We start from the raw sequence: 16,171 nt of genomic DNA, 5'->3' as shown, positions 1-16,171 counted from the left end.
ATGGGAGCAATATCACAAATGAAATTGGTATTTATAAATGAAACAGTAAGTTAGCGATAAGTCTCACTTTTCAAGATGGGTATTGATTTATTCATCAATTTAAATATGCGTTCGGGACAAGAAATCGAGTTAGGTATTAAGATATACTTTTGATCTTAATCTGCGGAGGCAGGTATAAAACAATAATTTAAGGTAAGCCCTGAAATGCCACAACAGAACATCAAATTTATCGCTGCTGATATGGACGGCACTCTGCTTAATGAACACGGAAAGTTAGACCCAGAATTCTTCAATCTTTATGAGCGACTAGAAGCTCAAGACATCATTTTTGCTGCGGCATCGGGCCGCCAGTACTACAGCTTGATGGAAACCTTTTCCCCGCTAAAAGATCGCATGATGTTCGTTGCTGAAAACGGCACATTAGTGATGCACAGAGGCCAAGAGCTCTACAGCTGCTTACTTGATACTGATGCCATCAAAGACATCATCAAAGAAGCGCGTTCTATTGAGGGTGCACATGTGGTGCTTTGTGGTAAGAAATCGGCATACATTGAAACTAAAGATGAGCGTGCTTTAGCGGAGATCTCTAAGTACTACCATCGCCGTGAGCAAGTAGAAGACTTACTGGCGGTAGAAGACGATTTCATCAAGGTGGCTATCTGTCACTTCGACGGTTCACAAGAGAAAGTGAGCCCAACTATTGATGCCAAATTCGGTGAGAACTACCAAGTGGTTGTGAGTGCAAAAATTTGGTTGGATGTGATGAACGCTGAAGCGTCAAAAGGTGCGGCGATTAAGCATCTACAAAGCACATTAGGTTTCACTTACGAACAGACCATGAGTTTTGGTGATTACCTCAATGACTTAGAAATGCTTAAAGAGAGCTACCACTCTTACGCGATGGAAAACGCACATCCAAAACTGAAAGAGATCGCTCGTTTTGGTGCTCCGAGTAACGTAGATGCTGGTGTGTACCAAGTGCTAGAGAAGCTGCTAGCGTAACGCGGTTAAGCTCAGTCCGATATTTATGAAAGCCAACTCGGTAATAGGAGTTGGCTTTTTTGTTGGTTACTGGGGTATCGAGTTTAATTTGAACGAGTGTTCAGCTTGTTGTAGTCTAATTAGAAAGTGGGTATTCACTTTGAATTGGATACGCCTTAGCAACGATATTTGGAATGATTATGAGCAACAAACTTCAACTTGATGTTATTTCTGACGTAATGTGCCCATGGTGCGTGGTCGGTTACAAAAACTTAGAACAAGCTATTACTGAGCTTGGCTTAGCAGAGCAAATTGAACTTGAATGGCAGCCGTTTGAGCTTAACCCTGATATGCCACAAGAAGGTGAAAACCTACGTGACCATATCATGAGAAAATACGGCTCTAGTGCGGAAGAGAGCCAAAGTTCGCGTGAGCAACTGGCTGCTCGTGGCCAAGTGGTAGGGTTCGATTTCAATTTCTACGACAACATGAGAATGGTCAATTCACGTCATCTACATGTACTTCTCGATTTTGCACTAGCGCACGGTAAACAGACTGAGTTAAAGCTACGCTTCTTTAATGCCCACTTTACAGAAGAGAAAGATCTTGCTGACTTAGGGGTCATCGCCCAAGAACTTGAAGCGGTTGGTTTGGATTCTAACAAAGCGTTGAAGCGCTTAAAGAACGCCGATAATGTAAAGAAAATCGAAGCCCAAGAGTTTGAATGGCAACGCATGGGGATCTCAGCGGTTCCTACCGTGGTATTCAATCGTAAAAGTGCGGTAACCGGCGCTCAGACGGTGGAAACGTACAAGCAAATCTTTCAAGAGCTTATTGCTGAATCATAAGCCGATCATTGGTATCAATTAGAGTCTGAACTTCATGGAATCATTGTCACTCGCTCAAGCGCAAAAGATTGTACTGCTTTCGCAAAAATTACCGCCTAAAAAGCAACGCAATGGGGGTGCCTTGGCGAACACGCTGTCTGCGATTGAAAACCTTGGGTATGTGCAAATTGATACCATTTCTGTGATTCAGCGAGCTCACCATCATACGCTGTGGAATCGCAATCAAGACTACCAACTTAACCATCTGGATAAGCTGTTAGAGCGTCGAGAAGTGTTTGAGTATTGGTCGCACGCTGCCGCGTATTTACCCATGCGCGACTACCGCTTCAGCCTGCATCGAAAGAATGGATTCGCAAGCGGTAAGCTTAAGCATTGGTATAAAAAAGACGACGCACTGATGGCACATGTTCTCAAACGTATTGAGAGCGAAGGGCCATTAATGGCGAAAGACTTTGAGGGGGATAGACCAAACCCCGGCGGATGGGGCGGTAAACCTGCCAAACAGGCACTAGAAACTTTGTTTATGCAAGGTGACTTAATGGTGCCGAGCCGAGTGAACTTCCATAAGGTGTATGACCTAACTGAACGAGTTTTGCTGAGTAGTATTGATACCTCAGAACCAACGGAACAAGAGTACATCGAGCATCTAATTACGCGTTATTTAGAAGCTAATGGTGTGGGAATAGCGTCGGAAATGAGCTATCTACTCAAGAACACAAAACCTCTGATTCAGACAACACTCCAGCAGATGCTTGAAGATAAGCAGTTGATGAAAGTAGATATTCAAGGCTCGGATTATTATGTGTTGCCGGATGCTTTCGAACTATTGAATCAACCTCTTTCTAGAACCAAGTTAAAGATACTGTCTCCGTTCGACAATCTGTTGATTCAACGTAAGCGAATGCAATCACTGTTCAACTTTGATTACCTTCTTGAGTGTTATGTACCTGAAGCTAAGCGTCAGTTTGGTTATTTTAGCTTACCGATTCTGTGGCAAGGTGAGCTGGTGGCTCGAATGGATTGTAAAGTTGATAGGAAGAGTGGTTTGCTCAATATCCGTAACTTGGTTGTGGAAGAGCGAATTAAAAACCATGAGTCGTTGGTTCATGCTTTATGCAATGAGCTAAAACACTTCATGGTGTTCAACCAATGTGATGAGATGATCGTCCATAACACCACGCCCTCTGATCTTGGCAAGCGCTTGATGAGCCATTGGCAAACAGTCTAGCAGTTTTGTTGAGTCGGAAACTATTAGTTACTTAAAAGTCTCCTTGTTAATTCGTCAGCGCTTAGTTACTCAGAAAGAGTGGCTAACAAGAATTCGACAAAGGTTCTGTTCTTCAATGACAGTTGCTTAGTTTTGTAGAGTAAGTGAATCGGTTTGGGTAACGGTGCCATGCCGGGCAATATTTCCAATAGCATTCCACGCTCTATCTCTTCTGCGACTAAGATAGTCGGCTGTAATAACACGCCCACGCCTTGCAGGGCGGCATATCGCAATACATCCCCATTGTTCGACATCAAACGTACTTGCCCTTTATTCACCGCGCTATGCGTTGCTTGGTGGTTCTGAGGGGCTAGGAGTTGCGATTCACTGCTTTGCGCACCCCGCGCTTGTGCATCTCGACCACTCACATCACGACGACTGCTATAGCTGAATCCAAGCGATGGGTGTTGTGCAAGGTCTTCCAACACACGAATCTCAGCATGTTGGTTAAGGTACTCAGGAGCCGCGCAGTAGCACATCTCATAACCCCCTAAGTATCTGGCGACTAAACTGGAATCAGACAGGTCACCGATTCGCACAATCAAATCAATATCGGATGAATAAGGATCGACAAGGTCGTTGTTCAGCACGAGTTCGACATTAATCGTTGGGTGATGCGCGAGGAACTTAGCCACAATCGGGGCAAGCACCTTGTTTCCATAGGTGACCGGGCAGTTTATTTTTACCGTGCCTTGAGGTTGGTTTTCTAAGGTTTGAATGAGGTTTTCAGCATTGCTGATGTCTTCAAGAATTCGTTTACATTCTCGATAATAAAGCTGACCTGAATCGGTTAAAGACTGCTTGCGCGTAGTGCGATGAATCAGTTGAGAGTTAAGGCTAGTTTCAAGGTGGTGGACATGTTTACTGATCATGGTTGCCGACAGGTTGAAGTGGTTGGCGGCGCTGCGAAAGCTGCCTTGCTCCACTACGTAAACGAAGACCTTCATGCTGGTTAACTTATCCATTAAACACTCTCAGTTGATAAATAATAAACAAAAGGTGAGTTTATCAATTATTAGGGGTTAATTATATTAATGGCAAACCGATAATTAACTAAAATAAGAGCGTGAAATGCCTCAAACAAACGAAACCATCTTTGTGACTGCCGAACTTAAGATCAAAACCAACATTGAACGTGAGGCTGCGGTTGAAGCTATCGAGCAGTTTTGCCTAGACATGCAGAGCGAGCCGGGCTGCCTACAGGCGATAGCAACTTATGATCAAAACCAAAGCGCCCGTGTGATTTTGCTTGAGCAATACGCAAACCGTGAAGCGATTAATCAGCACTTTGGTATGCCTCATACCCAAGCGTTTATTGAGCGTGACATTACCGAGTTGGTTCAAGCGTTCGAAACTCAGAAGCAGGAGAAATAAACCATGAAATGGGGAATCCTAGGAACCAGCTTTATCTCAGGCGTAATGGCCGATGCGATTAAAGGCGATGCTAAAAGTGAGCTGTATGCCGTCGCTGGACGCACAGAGAAAACACTCAATGAGTTTGCGGCGCAGTACCAGCCAACATTGACCTTCAACAGCTATGAAGCTTTGATTGAAGATGAGTCAGTCGACATCATCTACATTGCTCTACCAAACCATGTTCACCACGAATACGTTATTAAAGCCGCTCAAAAAGGCAAAGCGATTCTGTGTGAAAAGTCGTTGTCGGTTGATATGGAAAAAACCGAACAAGCTCTGCAAGCTGTCAAAGCGTCCGGTGTGTTCTTCGCTGAAGGTTTGATGTATCTAAACCACCTGCTTATCGCCAAGCTTCATCAAGAGTTGGCAACCGGTGAGATTGGTGAGGTGCGCTCTATTCAAGGGTCTTATGTTGCGGCGATTGACCAGTTCGTGAACCCTGCGAGCAAAGGCGCATTGTATAATCTGGGTTGTTATCCAATGTCTCTGATCCACTCTGTCGCGCAACAGCAATTTGGTGAGAGTGTGTTTGATGATGTGCAGATCTCAGCAATCGGTCGACGAGGTCAAGATGGCAATATTTGTGAATCGTCGGCGCTGATGCGCTTCAATGACCGTTTTACCGCACAAATCCATACCGCAGAAGACCACGGCTTAAAGCATGGCTTCACGATTCTAGGCAGCAAAGGCTGCATCACTCTCGAAACCAACCCATGGTTACCGGCTGACGAAAACGCATTCACGGTTGAGATCTATGAAACATCGACACGCGAAGTGAAAGTCGAAGCGCAAGGCGACGGCTTCCACTATCAAGTGCGTAATATTCGCCAAGCAGTTGAGCGAGGTGACACACAACTTGCTGCACCGATGGCGACTCATCAAGACTCGCGCGTAATAATGAAGCTATTGACCGATTGGGAACAAGCGGCGAGCTAACATCTTCGTAAATTCTATATTAGCCTCATGTTTGATTGTCTCGTCAGTGATCAAGCAGGAGGCGTTTCCTCTATATCTTCCAGTCGACTCTCCCAATAAATACTTTGCATTTGAAACCGCCACAGTGTCCAATGTCGGTTAAGACAATATTGACCGAAAAACCTTATTTTTTAAGGTGTTAAATAGGATGCTTACTTCATGCGTAAATCAGATAAGAAGACCGAAAACCAGATCAGAGACGTGCTAACTGACGTTTGTGAAGGCACGTTGAAAAGCTACGATGGTTTTCTATGGGTGACTCATACGGTCAATTTCTCTTCTTTTCCACAGAGCCTAAAAATCGTCTGCGTATTCGATACCAACCAAGATAGAACGAACTTCTTAAATGACGAAGGTCAACAGAGTGCCTCTGGCGCTATCCAACAAGCGTTCAATCAGGTTGGAATTCAACTGAAGAATATCGATAAGCACGTGAGCTTCGATACACAAGAGAATTGCGACCGTGACCATCAAGGGAAGTGGAATAAAAGGCTTTAGTACTCTTACTTCTTTAGAGCCCCCCTGTGTTGTGATAAAAAGGTCGTGAAATGAAAAAAGCTCAAATATCGCTTAACAAGAACACACTGCTAGGTGTGTTCGAGCAACTTTTAATATTAGCCTTATGGCTGCTCGCAGGAAGTGTCGTTTGGTTTGTTTGGTTTGTGTGGGGGATTAACGTTGTCCCCTTTGACGATCCTTACCTCTCTGATACTGAGTATCAACGTTTAATTAAGCAAGAAACTCAGCTGATCAATATCGGCCTATGGGTAGGTAAGCTCTATATCGCGTGTGTGGTGATGTTTTTTATTGTACGAGTTAGGAAAGTGCTTCGAGCCTCAAGCGATTGATGAAATCAGTAAGGGGTTCGCTTTGAACTGTCTTAACCGTTAGGTGGAAATGGTAAGGCAAAATTTAGCTTACCTCCAGTTTGTATCCCGCTCATTTTGATTATCATGGTCCAAATCCGTTTGGGCTATGACATTACTGGTGTCTACTAGTATTTATTCTCATTTATTGACTAAAAATCTTCGAAACAGGCCGGCTCTATCTCCAACCTAATTACGTAACAAAGCTGTTGGAAAGCGCTCTAAAGAGACGAAAGCCTACGCGAAGTAGGCTTTGTTATTGTATTTACTCTTGTTACTTAATTGCAGTACAGAAGCTGACGTCTGAATGGTGAGTTTGCGGATCGTAGCTGTGGTAGAGCTCAAAACAAGGTCGGTCTTCGGTTTCAATGCCGGATTCAATGACGTTACTCATTAAATCATCCCATGCTTTTGCATATTGACCGACTTCGGTGATCGTTTGTCTCATCACCGCATATTGCCCACCGGGAAAATCTTTTAATTCGATCCCACTTGGCACTTCAGTGTCGTCTGAAACCATCAAGCAGATGTCTGTTCGGCACTTATCTGTTGGAGTGATTTCTGGATTGTCATGATAGATAAAGATGCAACTATTACTCGCTAGTCCTTTCATTTCTGCCCATTGATAAAGACGACCGCTTGGCTCTTCATAACCTTGTCCATAGGGGCCAGTCACTCGTACATACGCCAGTTTCGATGCTTCAAATTGTTGTGTTTTCATTGTCATACTCCATGTTGAAAGTTCGGAGTTAGTATATGAATTGCCGTCAGTTGCATCGTTTCCATTCTTGCGCAATGAGTGTCCAATCTTGCTATTTCGAGTTAACTCGCTGAACGCTTGGTAATCTTCGCAATCACGAAAGGCACTAGGCGTAACACCGAAATGTTGTTTGAATGCCTTGGCAAAGCTCTGAGACGATGAAAAGCCATAATCCAATGCGACGTTAATAATAGGTTGTTTGGATTTGAAAAGATCATTGGCTGCCGCTTCGAGTCTCAATCGTCTGATGAAATCAGCAAGGGTCTCGCCTTGAACGGCCTTAAAAGTACGATGAAAATGGTAGGGTGAAAAGTTGGCTAACGCCGCTACCTCTGGCAGGTTTAATGGCTCATTAAAGCGTTTTTCTAGATAACGGATAACGGGAATCAGCCGTTTGTGATAGTCAACTTTCATTGCTTTGCTCGCCTGTCTGGCCTTGTTTTGGTATTAGACAGAGAGCCTAACCTATCCAAACAGAGTTGCAATATTCACAGTATAAAGGTGAGATGGACAAAGGGGATCATGTGATGAACTTGAGGTTCAGAAAGCTCTAGAGGTTTTGCATATCGACTGATTGATGATTGAAGCCAATTGATCTTGCAGCATTAAGCAGAGCTTGTTGGGTTTTGAACACTCTTGGTTTCAGCTTTCTGTCAGACTCTAAGAAACTATTTACTCCCCACTTACTGCTTCGAACCATTAGATAATAACCATCATTATTTGGAGAGTTAATGGCGACGGCTGACTCTAGATCACCACGTTTGAAGTGATGTTTAAATTCACGCAACAACATAAAAATTCCATTTTAGTTAGATAAAGAAAAGGGAGCTCATGCTCCCTCTTTTGTTGGTTGTTTAATTACAAGAATGCGCGGTATGGCAGTTCTGGGTCATTTTTGAAGATATCAGCAAAGCCACGGAAGTGCTGGTAGTGCATACGGCCTTTGTCTGTTGGGTAAGTGTATCGACCACCGACTTGCCAGAAGAAAGGTGCGAAGCCGTATTGGAGACGCTCTTTCTTCATGTTCCAAAGCATTTCAATTTCACGTGGGTCGTTTTGGAAGTTAGCCCAGATATCGTGGTGGAAAGGAACCACGACTTCACAATCCAAAGATTCAGCGGCACGTAAAATGTCTGAAGACGTCATTTTGTCAGTCACGCCACGTGGGTTCTCGCCGTAAGAAAGCAAAGCCACATCGATCTTGTGGTCGTTACCGTGTTTAGCGTAGTAGTTTGAGTAGTGTGAATCACCAGAGTGGTAAACAGAACCGCCTGTCGTTTCAACTAAGTAGTTCACTGCACGGTCGTCCATGCCGCCTAAGATCTCGGTATCTAAAGAAGAAGTGCCTTCAGGCAGTGTCACAAGTGCAGTACGGTCGAATGCGTCTAGAACTTTGATGTTCACGTCTTTGATCTTAATCTCGTCGCCAACTTTCGCGATAACACAACGATCTTCTGGCACACCCCATTTCATCCATAAATCTACACACGCTTTAGGACCAATGAATTTAACGTGATCGCCACAGTTTTGTAGAACGGCTGCCGCAACGTTGATATCAATATGATCGCCGTGATCGTGAGATGCCATAACTGCATCGATCTCTTTAATAGCGAAAGGGTCCAATGGGAAGATTGCAGTTCGTAGGTTAGGTTGAAGTGCCTCAACGCCACCCATTCGCATCATTTGGTGCTGGTTTTTCATTTTTTGAACTGCTTGAGTTTTTTTACCAGTACCACACCAGAAGTCCATTGATAGGTTTGCGCCACCTTCTGATTTTAGCCAAATACCTGTACAACCAAGCCACCACATAGAAAACGTATTAGGTTGCACGACTGTTTGTTCAATCTCTTCATTTAACCATGTACCCCACTCAGGGAATGTATTTAGGATCCAAGACTCGCGAGTGATTTCGTTTACATTGCTCATGATAATACCTTTTATTTCACTAATTTGATTAATTTTGGATGTAGGGAGCCGAGCGCCTTAATTTGGATTAAGGCACTGAGCTGAATTTATTATTATTTGTGGGCTAGTTTGCCCTGTGATTTAAACTAGGATGACTTGCGTCCCTTGAGCTTCAATCTGTTTTACGACTTCTGGATTAGCGTTTTTGCCTGTGATGACTATGTCTATTTGTTTGGTGTTGCAAAATAGCATTCCAGTACGTTGGCCAACTTTTGAACTGTCGACCACGACAACAAGTTTATCGACCTGTTCTAGCATTTGTTGTTCGGCCACAGCCGTTAACATGTCAGCTTTATACAGCCCTGCGTCAGTTAAGCCCTTGCCTGAGGTAAACATCCAGTTTCCAGCGTAGCCACCTAATGAATTAGGGGATGGGTTTAGAAAGATGTTCTGTGCTTTATTGTATTGACCGCCAATGATGATGACATCGTCATGATCTTCGTTGATCAAATAGCTTGCGAGTGGGAAGTAGTTCGTTACGATTTGAACGTCATCGCCACATAATTGCTGGCCCAGTAGAAAAGCAGTAGAGCCGCAGTTGATCACGATTGTATCGCCAGCGTCACACAGCCCAGCGGCTGCTTGTGCAATCTCCGCTTTCTCTTCATAGAACTCAGTGCTGTTGATATTGAGTGGTGACCATTTTCTCTTTTGAGTCTCTACTCGTTCTGCACCATTTCGAACTTTTCTCAGCCTGCCAACTTCATCCAGTTTAGCGATATCACGTCTGGCGGTAGCAGGTGAAACACTAAATCTATCAATGATATGTGAGACGTTAATCGTCTGCATATCTTCTAATAGCGACAAGATGCCGTTATGTCTTTGTACTTCATTCATTTTTATCACTCTTTATGTCGTTGTGACAATTTGATGATTACTTTTGATTTGTTTTGATTCTAATAATCACCGTCGTGATTGTCAAACTACATCGCTATAAAAATCAGACTTCAATCACAATGTTTTATAAGTTGCTGATTTTATTGATATTGATGTTTTTGTGTGTGATCCCAAGCTCAATTAGGCACATTCTGGGTGTGGTTAATTGATATAAATCAAAGTAATCACAAGTGAGCATTGAATGATTACTTTTGATTGGTAAAGTCTAGTTCGTGAGCAAAACTAGACATCATCACATCCTACATACCATTAAAATTAAAAATTAATCAGGGGTAAAGATATGGAATTCTTATATGATATTTTCTATATTTTTTACAGTCAGGTAATGACCAAAGCACCATTGCTACTCGGTCTTGTTACTTGTCTGGGTTACATTCTACTCAAGCGTGACGCAACAACTATTATCTCCGGCTCTATTAAAACCATCGTTGGTTTCATGATAGTGCAGGTAGGTGCAGGAACATTGGTAGCAGGTTTCAAACCGGTTATTGAGAAAATGAGTGAGATTCATGGATTAACGGGGTCTGTTATTGACCCGTACACCTCTATGATGTCGACTATGGAAACCATGGGTGACAATTACTCTTGGGTTGGATATGCCGTATTGCTGGCACTTGGGTTAAACATTCTTCTTGTTGCCTTCCGTCGTGTCACTGGTATCAGAACCATCATGCTTACGGGACATATCATGTTCCAACAAGCTGGCCTCATTGCCGTTTTCTACTTCGTGCTTGGTGCAGGTATGTGGGAAACCATCATTTATTCAGCAATATTGATGGCATTGTACTGGGGTATTTCGTCGAACATTATGTTCAAACCTACCCAAGAAGTTACGGGTGGGGCGGGTTTCTCTATTGGTCACCAACAACAGTTTGCGTCATGGGTAGCGACCAAAGTTGCACCAAAGCTTGGCGACAAAAATGACAGTGTTGATCACATCAAACTGCCTAAATGGTTACACATTTTCCACGATAGCATTGCAGCAACAACGTTAGTAATGACTGCTTTCTTCGGCATTATCCTTCTTTCATTTGGTCTTGATAACCTTCAAGACATGGCAGGCAAAACGCACTGGTTTATCTACATTTTCGAAACTGGTTTGAAATTCGCAGTGGCTATTCAAGTTATCGTGACGGGCGTTCGTATGTTCGTAGCGGAGTTATCTGAAGCCTTTAACGGTATTTCTCAACGTCTTATTCCTAATGCTGTTTTAGCAATCGATTGTGCAGCTATCTACGCATACTCTCCAAATGCAATGGTATTCGGTTTCATGTGGGGCGCTGTTGGTCAATTCACAGCGGTTCTTGCGATGTTAGCGTTTGATGCTCCTATCATGATCATTCCTGGCTTCATCCCAATGTTTTTCTCGAATGCCACTATCGGTGTATTTGCGAACCACTTCGGTGGCTGGAAAGCCGTCATGAAGATCTGTTTCGTGATGGGCATTATCGAAGTTGTCGGTTCAGCTTGGGCAATCAACATCTTTGCTCAATCAGGTACTGAGTTTAATGGCTGGATGGGCATGGCTGATTGGGCTCTGGTATTCCCGCCAATTATGCAAGGTATCTCTAGTTCTAATATGTTCTTCTTCGGGATTTTAGCTTTGGCTGGTGTCTACATGTTCTTCGCTTCTAAACAACTACGAGCAGAAGAAGACGCGGAAAAACAAGCTGAAACAATGACAGCAGTAACGCCAGAAGGCATTGAGATTGAAATTGCAGCACCACAACAATCGACAGCAACCGCTGAAGCGCCATCGGTTTCCACAACCACAGAATCTAGAGTATCGGCGGCTGACCAGAAACCGGTTCGTGTCTTAGTGTGCTGTGGTTCAGGACAAGGTTCTTCAATGATGTGCTCTAAGAAAATCAAAGAGTACTTGGATAAGAAAGGCATCCCAAGTTCGACGTTTAACAGCGCCATTACTGATTACAAATCTCACCTTGGTTCATTTGACATCATCGTTACTTCAGTTGCTCTTGCAGCGAAGATTACGGGTTTGCCTGAAGGCAAGCAGCAGTTAGCGGTGAAGAACATGATTATGGTGAAAACTTTCGGCGACGAACTGGTTTCTATCATCGAGACCAACTTCCACAAATAATTAGAAACGGCTCAGTGGTACATCACCACTGAGTCAATAAAAACAATTATATAAGTGAGCAATAACATGAACCTGAAAGAATCTCTTATCCAAAACAACTCTATCCTGCTGAACGCAAAAGCAGTTGATTGGAAAGCGGCAATTAAGCTCGGTACTGACGCATTGGTCAAAGCAGGAATTGCTGAAGAGCGTTACTACGAGGCGATTACCAAGGCAATCGGTGAAGAAGGCCCTTACATCTGTATTCATGACGCGTTCGCGTTGCCTCATTGCCGTCCTGAGGATGGCGTGATTCGCACTGGTTTTGCGTTAACCGTGCTTGAAACGCCGATTACTTTTGAAGGTGTTGATGAGCCTGTTGATGTTCTGATCACGCTGGCGGGTAAAGACTCTGAAGAACACATCGAAGGCACGATGCAAGTCGCTAATTTGATTGAATTTGATGAAGACTTCTCAAAACTTCGCGCATGTAAAAGCCCTGAAGAGGTGGCGCGTTTAATTGATGCTGCACTGCTGCAAGCGGAAGCCGCGTAAGGAGGCAATTATGTCTAAATATAGCCAATTGAAACAACGTGTCTTAGACGCCAATTTGCAGCTTCCTAAGTACGGTTTGGTGACTTTCACCTGGGGGAACGTATCGGAGATTGATCGTGAGTGCGGTGTGATTGCGATTAAACCATCAGGTGTTGAATACAGCAACATGACCGTTGAAGACATCGTGGTGGTGGATTTAGAAGGTAAGGTTGTCGAAGGAAAGCTAAACCCTTCAAGCGATACTGCGACCCACCTAGAGATCTACAAAGCATTTCCAGCAACGGGCGGAGTGGTTCATACCCATTCACGCAGCGCCACTATCTGGGCGCAAGCTGGCATTGATATTCCGGCTTTAGGAACAACGCACGCAGACTACTTCTACGGTGATATTCCTTGTACACGCCGGTTGTCACACCTTGAAATTGCCGATGAGTATGAGAAGAACACTGGTCTCGTAATTGTTGAAGAATTTATGCACAGAGACATTGATCCAATGGCTGTGCCAAGCGTCATTGTCGCAGGCCATGCGCCCTTCTCTTGGGGGAAAGATGGTAACGATGCGGTTCACAATGCCGTGGTGCTCGAAGAGGTTTCTGCGATGGCTTTGGCAACTCGTTCATTAAATAGTGGAATCAAGATTCAACCAGAATTATCGGATAAGCATTATTTACGAAAGCATGGTGAAAACGCTTATTACGGTCAGCAGTAAGCTTGACCTTCAATCGTAACCGCATTAGTTGAGAGGACACTCTATGTATAAAGTGTTGGCGTTAGATCTAGATGGAACCGTGTTGCAAGACGATCACACCATTCATCCTGAAGTGAAAAAAGCGATTCAAGAAGTGAAGCAATATTGCCATGTCGTGATTGTGACTGGCCGACATCACACGGCTGCACGACCTTACTATTACGAGTTAGGGCTAGATACACCGATCATTTGTTGCAACGGCACTTATGTTTATGATTATCAAACTGAAACGGTGCTGACTCAAAACGCGATAGATAAAGACAAAGCGCTGACCTTCATCGATATGGCAGATGAGTTTCAGCTCAAAATGGTCATGTATATCACGCATGCCATGACGTACTCCCATTACAACCCTTTTGCTTACATGTTGGCATTGGAAAGCTGGGCGGAAACAGCACCAGAACAACATCGCCCTCAAATTTACCAAGTGGAATCATTCATTGAGACGGCTCAACAAGCCGAGCACGTTTGGAAATTTGTAGTAGAAGGGAACCAAGACTCCGTAGACCGTTTGATGCAACACCCATGGATAGAAAAGAACTTCAATGGTGAGCGTTCTTGGTCAAACAGAATAGATTTTGCTGCGATGGGAAACAGTAAGGGCCTACGCCTTGCTGAATACATTTCAGAGCTCGGTTATCAAGCCAACGACGTCATAGCCGTCGGTGATAACCACAACGATATATCCATGCTTAAGTACGCCGGACTAGGCGTCGCGATGCTCAATGCTGATGACATCGTCAAGTCACACGTTCAATGCGTGTGCTCAACAGATAACAACCATGATGGCTTAGCCCGTCTAATACGTGAACAATTTAAAGGATAACCACATGACTAAACCAATGATTCAGATCGCTCTAGACCAAACAAACCTTCCTGCTGCCATTGAAGTGGCAAATAACGTTGAAAGTTTTGTTGATGTAATTGAAGTGGGCACTATTTTGGCTTTTGCAGAAGGTATGACGGCGGTTTCTACGCTTCGTAAGAACCACCCAGACCATATCCTTGTGTGCGACATGAAGACCACCGATGGCGGCGCTATTCTAGCGCGTATGGCGTTCGAAGCGGGTGCTGATTGGATTACGGTTTCTGCTGCTGCACACATCGCGACCATTGGCGCGTGTAAGAAAGTAGCCGATGAGTTTAACGGTGAAATCCAAATTGAGATCTACGGTAATTGGACAATGGACGATGCTCAATCTTGGGTAGACTTAGGTATCTCACAAGCGATTTACCACCGTTCTCGTGACGCTGAATTAGCGGGTGTGGGTTGGACAGAAGAAGACCTTGTTAAAATGCGTGCATTGTCTGAATTGGGTCTCGAACTGTCTATTACTGGCGGCATCGTTCCTGAAGATATTTACCTATTTGAAGGTATTAAAGCAAAAACCTTCATCGCAGGCCGTGCACTTGCTGGTGACAAAGGTAAAGAAACGGCTGAAGCATTAAAAGCTCAGATCAATCGTTACTGGAACTAAGGTAGGGGCGTTATGTATCAAAACTTGTTACGCCACCGTGTAGGGCTTTATGAAAAGGCCCTACCTAACGAACTCAGTTGGGAAGATAAACTTAAGCAAACCAAAGAACTCGGCTTTGATTTTCTAGAGATATCGGTGGATGAATCAGACGAGCGTCGCAGCCGTTTAGATTGGAATGACGATCAAGTGTATGCCTTGCGTCGCCTTTGCGAAAAGCACGGCATGCCGTTGCAATCGATGTGCTTGAGTGCGCATCGCAAGTTCCCCTTTGGTTCAGCAGATCCTGCGATTAGAGAACAAGCTGTCATCCATATGGAGAAAGCGATCTCGTTGGCTTACAAATTAGGTATTCGTACCATTCAACTCGCTGGGTATGACGTTTACTACGAGCCTGCGGATAGGGTCACGCATCAAAGGTTTATTGAAGGGATGAAGCTTTCAGCGCAATTGGCCGAAAGAGCGGGCGTTATGCTTGCTGTCGAGATCATGGATACGGATTACCTAAACTCTTTGAGTAAATTTGAAGTGCTGAGTCGAGAGATAAACTCACCTTATTTCACGGCATACCCTGACGTTGGCAACATCTCTGGCTGGAACTATGACATCGTGACTGAGCTGAAGCTGAGTAAACCTCGTATTACTCAAATTCATCTCAAAGACACTTATCGAGTAACGGATGAGTACAAAGGGCAGTTCCGAGATCTGGTTATTGGTGACGGTGAAGTGGACTTCAACGCAATTTTTGAAACGTTGAAAGAGACTGAGTGCGTTGTACCACTCGTGATTGAGATGTGGGCCCAGGATGAGCGTTGGAAAGAGAATATTCTCACGGCGCAAAAGCGTTTGAATGAGGTTTGTGTTCAAACGGGCGTACCGATATTGTTCGACCATTGACCAGTCGTTACTAACTAACCCGTCGCTATCAACGACTAGCCAGTTTCTCTTCGCGTTCTACATGCTCAGAATAGGAAGAGAAAATGCAGCATATTGCCCCCAATATGCTGCATTTTTATAGCTATGTGATGCTTTGCTTTTTCTTCTAATTAGTTTGTTAGTTCCCAACAAATCGTGTTTAGAAAAAGCGATGTTTAAACAGCAATCGTCACATGGTCACGGCCTACTTCAGCCATCTGAACTAGGTAGTCTGTGTGGTACTTTTTCTTGATGGTGATTTGGCTACCGATTTCAGCAACAATCTTTACTACTTCTAACGCGTCTGAAGGATGTAATGAAGACTCTTTTGTAATTTCGATGTTTACGCCCAAATTTGCCAATTTAATGATGTCGCTAGAGTGCATGATGATGTCCAAGATGTTTGATTTTCGTGGACTATAT

The 16,171-nt window shown here is 44.0% G+C and carries 19 protein-coding genes; 13 read left to right on the top strand and 6 right to left on the bottom strand.

Features of this window, described 5'->3' with window-relative positions:
• The first annotated feature begins 204 nt into the window (after positions 1 to 204).
• The 3 genes from L3V33_RS05270 (at position 205) to L3V33_RS05260 (ending at position 3,057) form a co-directional block, all read left to right on the top strand.
• Entirely contained in the window at positions 205 to 1,002 is a 798-nt protein-coding gene (locus L3V33_RS05270) for a Cof-type HAD-IIB family hydrolase (RefSeq protein ID WP_146455032.1), read from the top strand.
• Positions 1,003 to 1,181: 179 nt separating this feature from the next.
• Complete coding sequence (locus L3V33_RS05265; RefSeq protein ID WP_237289603.1) at positions 1,182 to 1,829, top strand: DsbA family oxidoreductase; 648 nt, start codon at positions 1,182 to 1,184, stop codon at positions 1,827 to 1,829.
• A gap of 34 nt (positions 1,830 to 1,863) precedes the next feature.
• Entirely contained in the window at positions 1,864 to 3,057 is a 1,194-nt protein-coding gene (locus L3V33_RS05260; RefSeq protein WP_237289601.1) for a crosslink repair DNA glycosylase YcaQ family protein, read from the top strand.
• 65 nt (positions 3,058 to 3,122) lie between these two features.
• Here L3V33_RS05260 and L3V33_RS05255 read toward each other — a convergent pair whose 3' ends face one another.
• Positions 3,123 to 4,061: a LysR substrate-binding domain-containing protein gene (locus L3V33_RS05255; RefSeq protein WP_237289599.1), complete on the bottom strand. Its 939-nt coding sequence runs from the start codon at positions 4,059 to 4,061 to the stop codon at positions 3,123 to 3,125.
• 106 nt (positions 4,062 to 4,167) lie between these two features.
• Here L3V33_RS05255 and L3V33_RS05250 point away from each other — a divergent pair, with 106 nt between their 5' ends.
• The 4 genes from L3V33_RS05250 (at position 4,168) to L3V33_RS05235 (ending at position 6,335) form a co-directional block, all read left to right on the top strand.
• On the top strand, positions 4,168 to 4,470 hold the full coding sequence (locus L3V33_RS05250; RefSeq protein ID WP_237289597.1) for an antibiotic biosynthesis monooxygenase: 303 nt from the start codon (positions 4,168 to 4,170) through the stop codon (positions 4,468 to 4,470).
• A 3-nt stretch (positions 4,471 to 4,473) separates the two neighbouring features.
• Complete coding sequence (locus L3V33_RS05245) at positions 4,474 to 5,448, top strand: Gfo/Idh/MocA family oxidoreductase (protein WP_237289595.1); 975 nt, start codon at positions 4,474 to 4,476, stop codon at positions 5,446 to 5,448.
• A gap of 198 nt (positions 5,449 to 5,646) precedes the next feature.
• Positions 5,647 to 5,985 carry a hypothetical protein gene (locus tag L3V33_RS05240; protein ID WP_054545890.1) on the top strand — a complete coding sequence of 113 codons (339 nt, stop codon included), beginning with the start codon at positions 5,647 to 5,649 and terminating at the stop codon, positions 5,983 to 5,985.
• A 50-nt stretch (positions 5,986 to 6,035) separates the two neighbouring features.
• Positions 6,036 to 6,335: a hypothetical protein gene (locus tag L3V33_RS05235; RefSeq protein WP_237289593.1), complete on the top strand. Its 300-nt coding sequence runs from the start codon at positions 6,036 to 6,038 to the stop codon at positions 6,333 to 6,335.
• A gap of 292 nt (positions 6,336 to 6,627) precedes the next feature.
• On the opposite strand, the gene L3V33_RS05230 is transcribed toward L3V33_RS05235, so the two are convergent.
• From L3V33_RS05230 to ulaR, 4 genes are all read right to left on the bottom strand, one after another.
• On the bottom strand, positions 6,628 to 7,527 hold the full coding sequence (locus tag L3V33_RS05230) for a GyrI-like domain-containing protein (RefSeq protein ID WP_171307557.1): 900 nt from the start codon (positions 7,525 to 7,527) through the stop codon (positions 6,628 to 6,630).
• A 136-nt stretch (positions 7,528 to 7,663) separates the two neighbouring features.
• The gene (locus tag L3V33_RS05225; RefSeq protein WP_237289591.1) at positions 7,664 to 7,906 is read right to left on the bottom strand and encodes a hypothetical protein; all 243 of its coding nucleotides are present in this window, start codon (positions 7,904 to 7,906) and stop codon (positions 7,664 to 7,666) included.
• A 65-nt stretch (positions 7,907 to 7,971) separates the two neighbouring features.
• Positions 7,972 to 9,039: an L-ascorbate 6-phosphate lactonase gene (gene ulaG, locus L3V33_RS05220; protein WP_017072609.1), complete on the bottom strand. Its 1,068-nt coding sequence runs from the start codon at positions 9,037 to 9,039 to the stop codon at positions 7,972 to 7,974.
• A 120-nt stretch (positions 9,040 to 9,159) separates the two neighbouring features.
• Positions 9,160 to 9,915, bottom strand: a complete 756-nt coding sequence (ulaR, locus tag L3V33_RS05215) for an HTH-type transcriptional regulator UlaR (protein WP_237289589.1) — start codon at positions 9,913 to 9,915, stop codon at positions 9,160 to 9,162.
• A gap of 340 nt (positions 9,916 to 10,255) precedes the next feature.
• Here ulaR and L3V33_RS05210 point away from each other — a divergent pair, with 340 nt between their 5' ends.
• The 6 genes from L3V33_RS05210 to L3V33_RS05185 all read left to right on the top strand — a co-directional run bounded on the left by L3V33_RS05210 (position 10,256) and on the right by L3V33_RS05185 (position 15,730).
• Entirely contained in the window at positions 10,256 to 12,076 is a 1,821-nt protein-coding gene (locus tag L3V33_RS05210; protein WP_102387942.1) for a PTS ascorbate-specific subunit IIBC, read from the top strand.
• A gap of 66 nt (positions 12,077 to 12,142) precedes the next feature.
• Positions 12,143 to 12,610 carry a PTS sugar transporter subunit IIA gene (locus L3V33_RS05205; protein WP_017072606.1) on the top strand — a complete coding sequence of 156 codons (468 nt, stop codon included), beginning with the start codon at positions 12,143 to 12,145 and terminating at the stop codon, positions 12,608 to 12,610.
• A gap of 10 nt (positions 12,611 to 12,620) precedes the next feature.
• A complete protein-coding gene (locus L3V33_RS05200; RefSeq protein ID WP_102551390.1) occupies positions 12,621 to 13,319 on the top strand; it encodes an L-ribulose-5-phosphate 4-epimerase in 699 nt (232 codons plus the stop codon).
• Positions 13,320 to 13,362: 43 nt separating this feature from the next.
• Positions 13,363 to 14,184: a pyridoxal phosphatase gene (locus L3V33_RS05195; RefSeq protein ID WP_102387943.1), complete on the top strand. Its 822-nt coding sequence runs from the start codon at positions 13,363 to 13,365 to the stop codon at positions 14,182 to 14,184.
• Between the two features lie 4 nt (positions 14,185 to 14,188).
• On the top strand, positions 14,189 to 14,836 hold the full coding sequence (locus tag L3V33_RS05190; protein ID WP_102387944.1) for a 3-keto-L-gulonate-6-phosphate decarboxylase UlaD: 648 nt from the start codon (positions 14,189 to 14,191) through the stop codon (positions 14,834 to 14,836).
• A 12-nt stretch (positions 14,837 to 14,848) separates the two neighbouring features.
• Positions 14,849 to 15,730, top strand: coding sequence for an L-ribulose-5-phosphate 3-epimerase (locus L3V33_RS05185; RefSeq protein ID WP_237289587.1), 882 nt, complete (start codon positions 14,849 to 14,851; stop codon positions 15,728 to 15,730).
• A 194-nt stretch (positions 15,731 to 15,924) separates the two neighbouring features.
• Here L3V33_RS05185 and L3V33_RS05180 read toward each other — a convergent pair whose 3' ends face one another.
• Positions 15,925 to 16,134, bottom strand: a complete 210-nt coding sequence (locus L3V33_RS05180) for a hypothetical protein (protein WP_017072601.1) — start codon at positions 16,132 to 16,134, stop codon at positions 15,925 to 15,927.
• Positions 16,135 to 16,171: the final 37 nt, after the last annotated feature.

The organism is Vibrio sp. A2-1 (assembly GCF_021728355.1).
In the GTDB taxonomy this organism is placed as follows: Bacteria; Pseudomonadota; Gammaproteobacteria; order Enterobacterales; family Vibrionaceae; genus Vibrio; species Vibrio splendidus_K.
Note: the sequence above shows the minus strand (reverse complement) of the source record. Positions and strands in the feature narration are given on the sequence as shown.

Coding starts and splice junctions, on each gene's coding strand:
- ulaR (WP_237289589.1), bottom strand. CDS start 9,915: ATGAATGAAGTACAAAGACATAACGGCATCTTGTCGCTATTAGAAGAT.
- L3V33_RS05225 (WP_237289591.1), bottom strand. CDS start 7,906: ATGTTGTTGCGTGAATTTAAACATCACTTCAAACGTGGTGATCTAGAG.
- L3V33_RS05205 (WP_017072606.1), top strand. CDS start 12,143: ATGAACCTGAAAGAATCTCTTATCCAAAACAACTCTATCCTGCTGAAC.
- L3V33_RS05260 (WP_237289601.1), top strand. CDS start 1,864: ATGGAATCATTGTCACTCGCTCAAGCGCAAAAGATTGTACTGCTTTCG.
- L3V33_RS05235 (WP_237289593.1), top strand. CDS start 6,036: ATGAAAAAAGCTCAAATATCGCTTAACAAGAACACACTGCTAGGTGTG.
- L3V33_RS05200 (WP_102551390.1), top strand. CDS start 12,621: ATGTCTAAATATAGCCAATTGAAACAACGTGTCTTAGACGCCAATTTG.
- L3V33_RS05210 (WP_102387942.1), top strand. CDS start 10,256: ATGGAATTCTTATATGATATTTTCTATATTTTTTACAGTCAGGTAATG.
- L3V33_RS05230 (WP_171307557.1), bottom strand. CDS start 7,527: ATGAAAGTTGACTATCACAAACGGCTGATTCCCGTTATCCGTTATCTA.
- L3V33_RS05250 (WP_237289597.1), top strand. CDS start 4,168: ATGCCTCAAACAAACGAAACCATCTTTGTGACTGCCGAACTTAAGATC.
- L3V33_RS05185 (WP_237289587.1), top strand. CDS start 14,849: ATGTATCAAAACTTGTTACGCCACCGTGTAGGGCTTTATGAAAAGGCC.
- L3V33_RS05190 (WP_102387944.1), top strand. CDS start 14,189: ATGACTAAACCAATGATTCAGATCGCTCTAGACCAAACAAACCTTCCT.
- L3V33_RS05245 (WP_237289595.1), top strand. CDS start 4,474: ATGAAATGGGGAATCCTAGGAACCAGCTTTATCTCAGGCGTAATGGCC.
- L3V33_RS05195 (WP_102387943.1), top strand. CDS start 13,363: ATGTATAAAGTGTTGGCGTTAGATCTAGATGGAACCGTGTTGCAAGAC.
- L3V33_RS05180 (WP_017072601.1), bottom strand. CDS start 16,134: ATGCACTCTAGCGACATCATTAAATTGGCAAATTTGGGCGTAAACATC.
- ulaG (WP_017072609.1), bottom strand. CDS start 9,039: ATGAGCAATGTAAACGAAATCACTCGCGAGTCTTGGATCCTAAATACA.
- L3V33_RS05270 (WP_146455032.1), top strand. CDS start 205: ATGCCACAACAGAACATCAAATTTATCGCTGCTGATATGGACGGCACT.
- L3V33_RS05255 (WP_237289599.1), bottom strand. CDS start 4,061: ATGGATAAGTTAACCAGCATGAAGGTCTTCGTTTACGTAGTGGAGCAA.
- L3V33_RS05240 (WP_054545890.1), top strand. CDS start 5,647: ATGCGTAAATCAGATAAGAAGACCGAAAACCAGATCAGAGACGTGCTA.
- L3V33_RS05265 (WP_237289603.1), top strand. CDS start 1,182: ATGAGCAACAAACTTCAACTTGATGTTATTTCTGACGTAATGTGCCCA.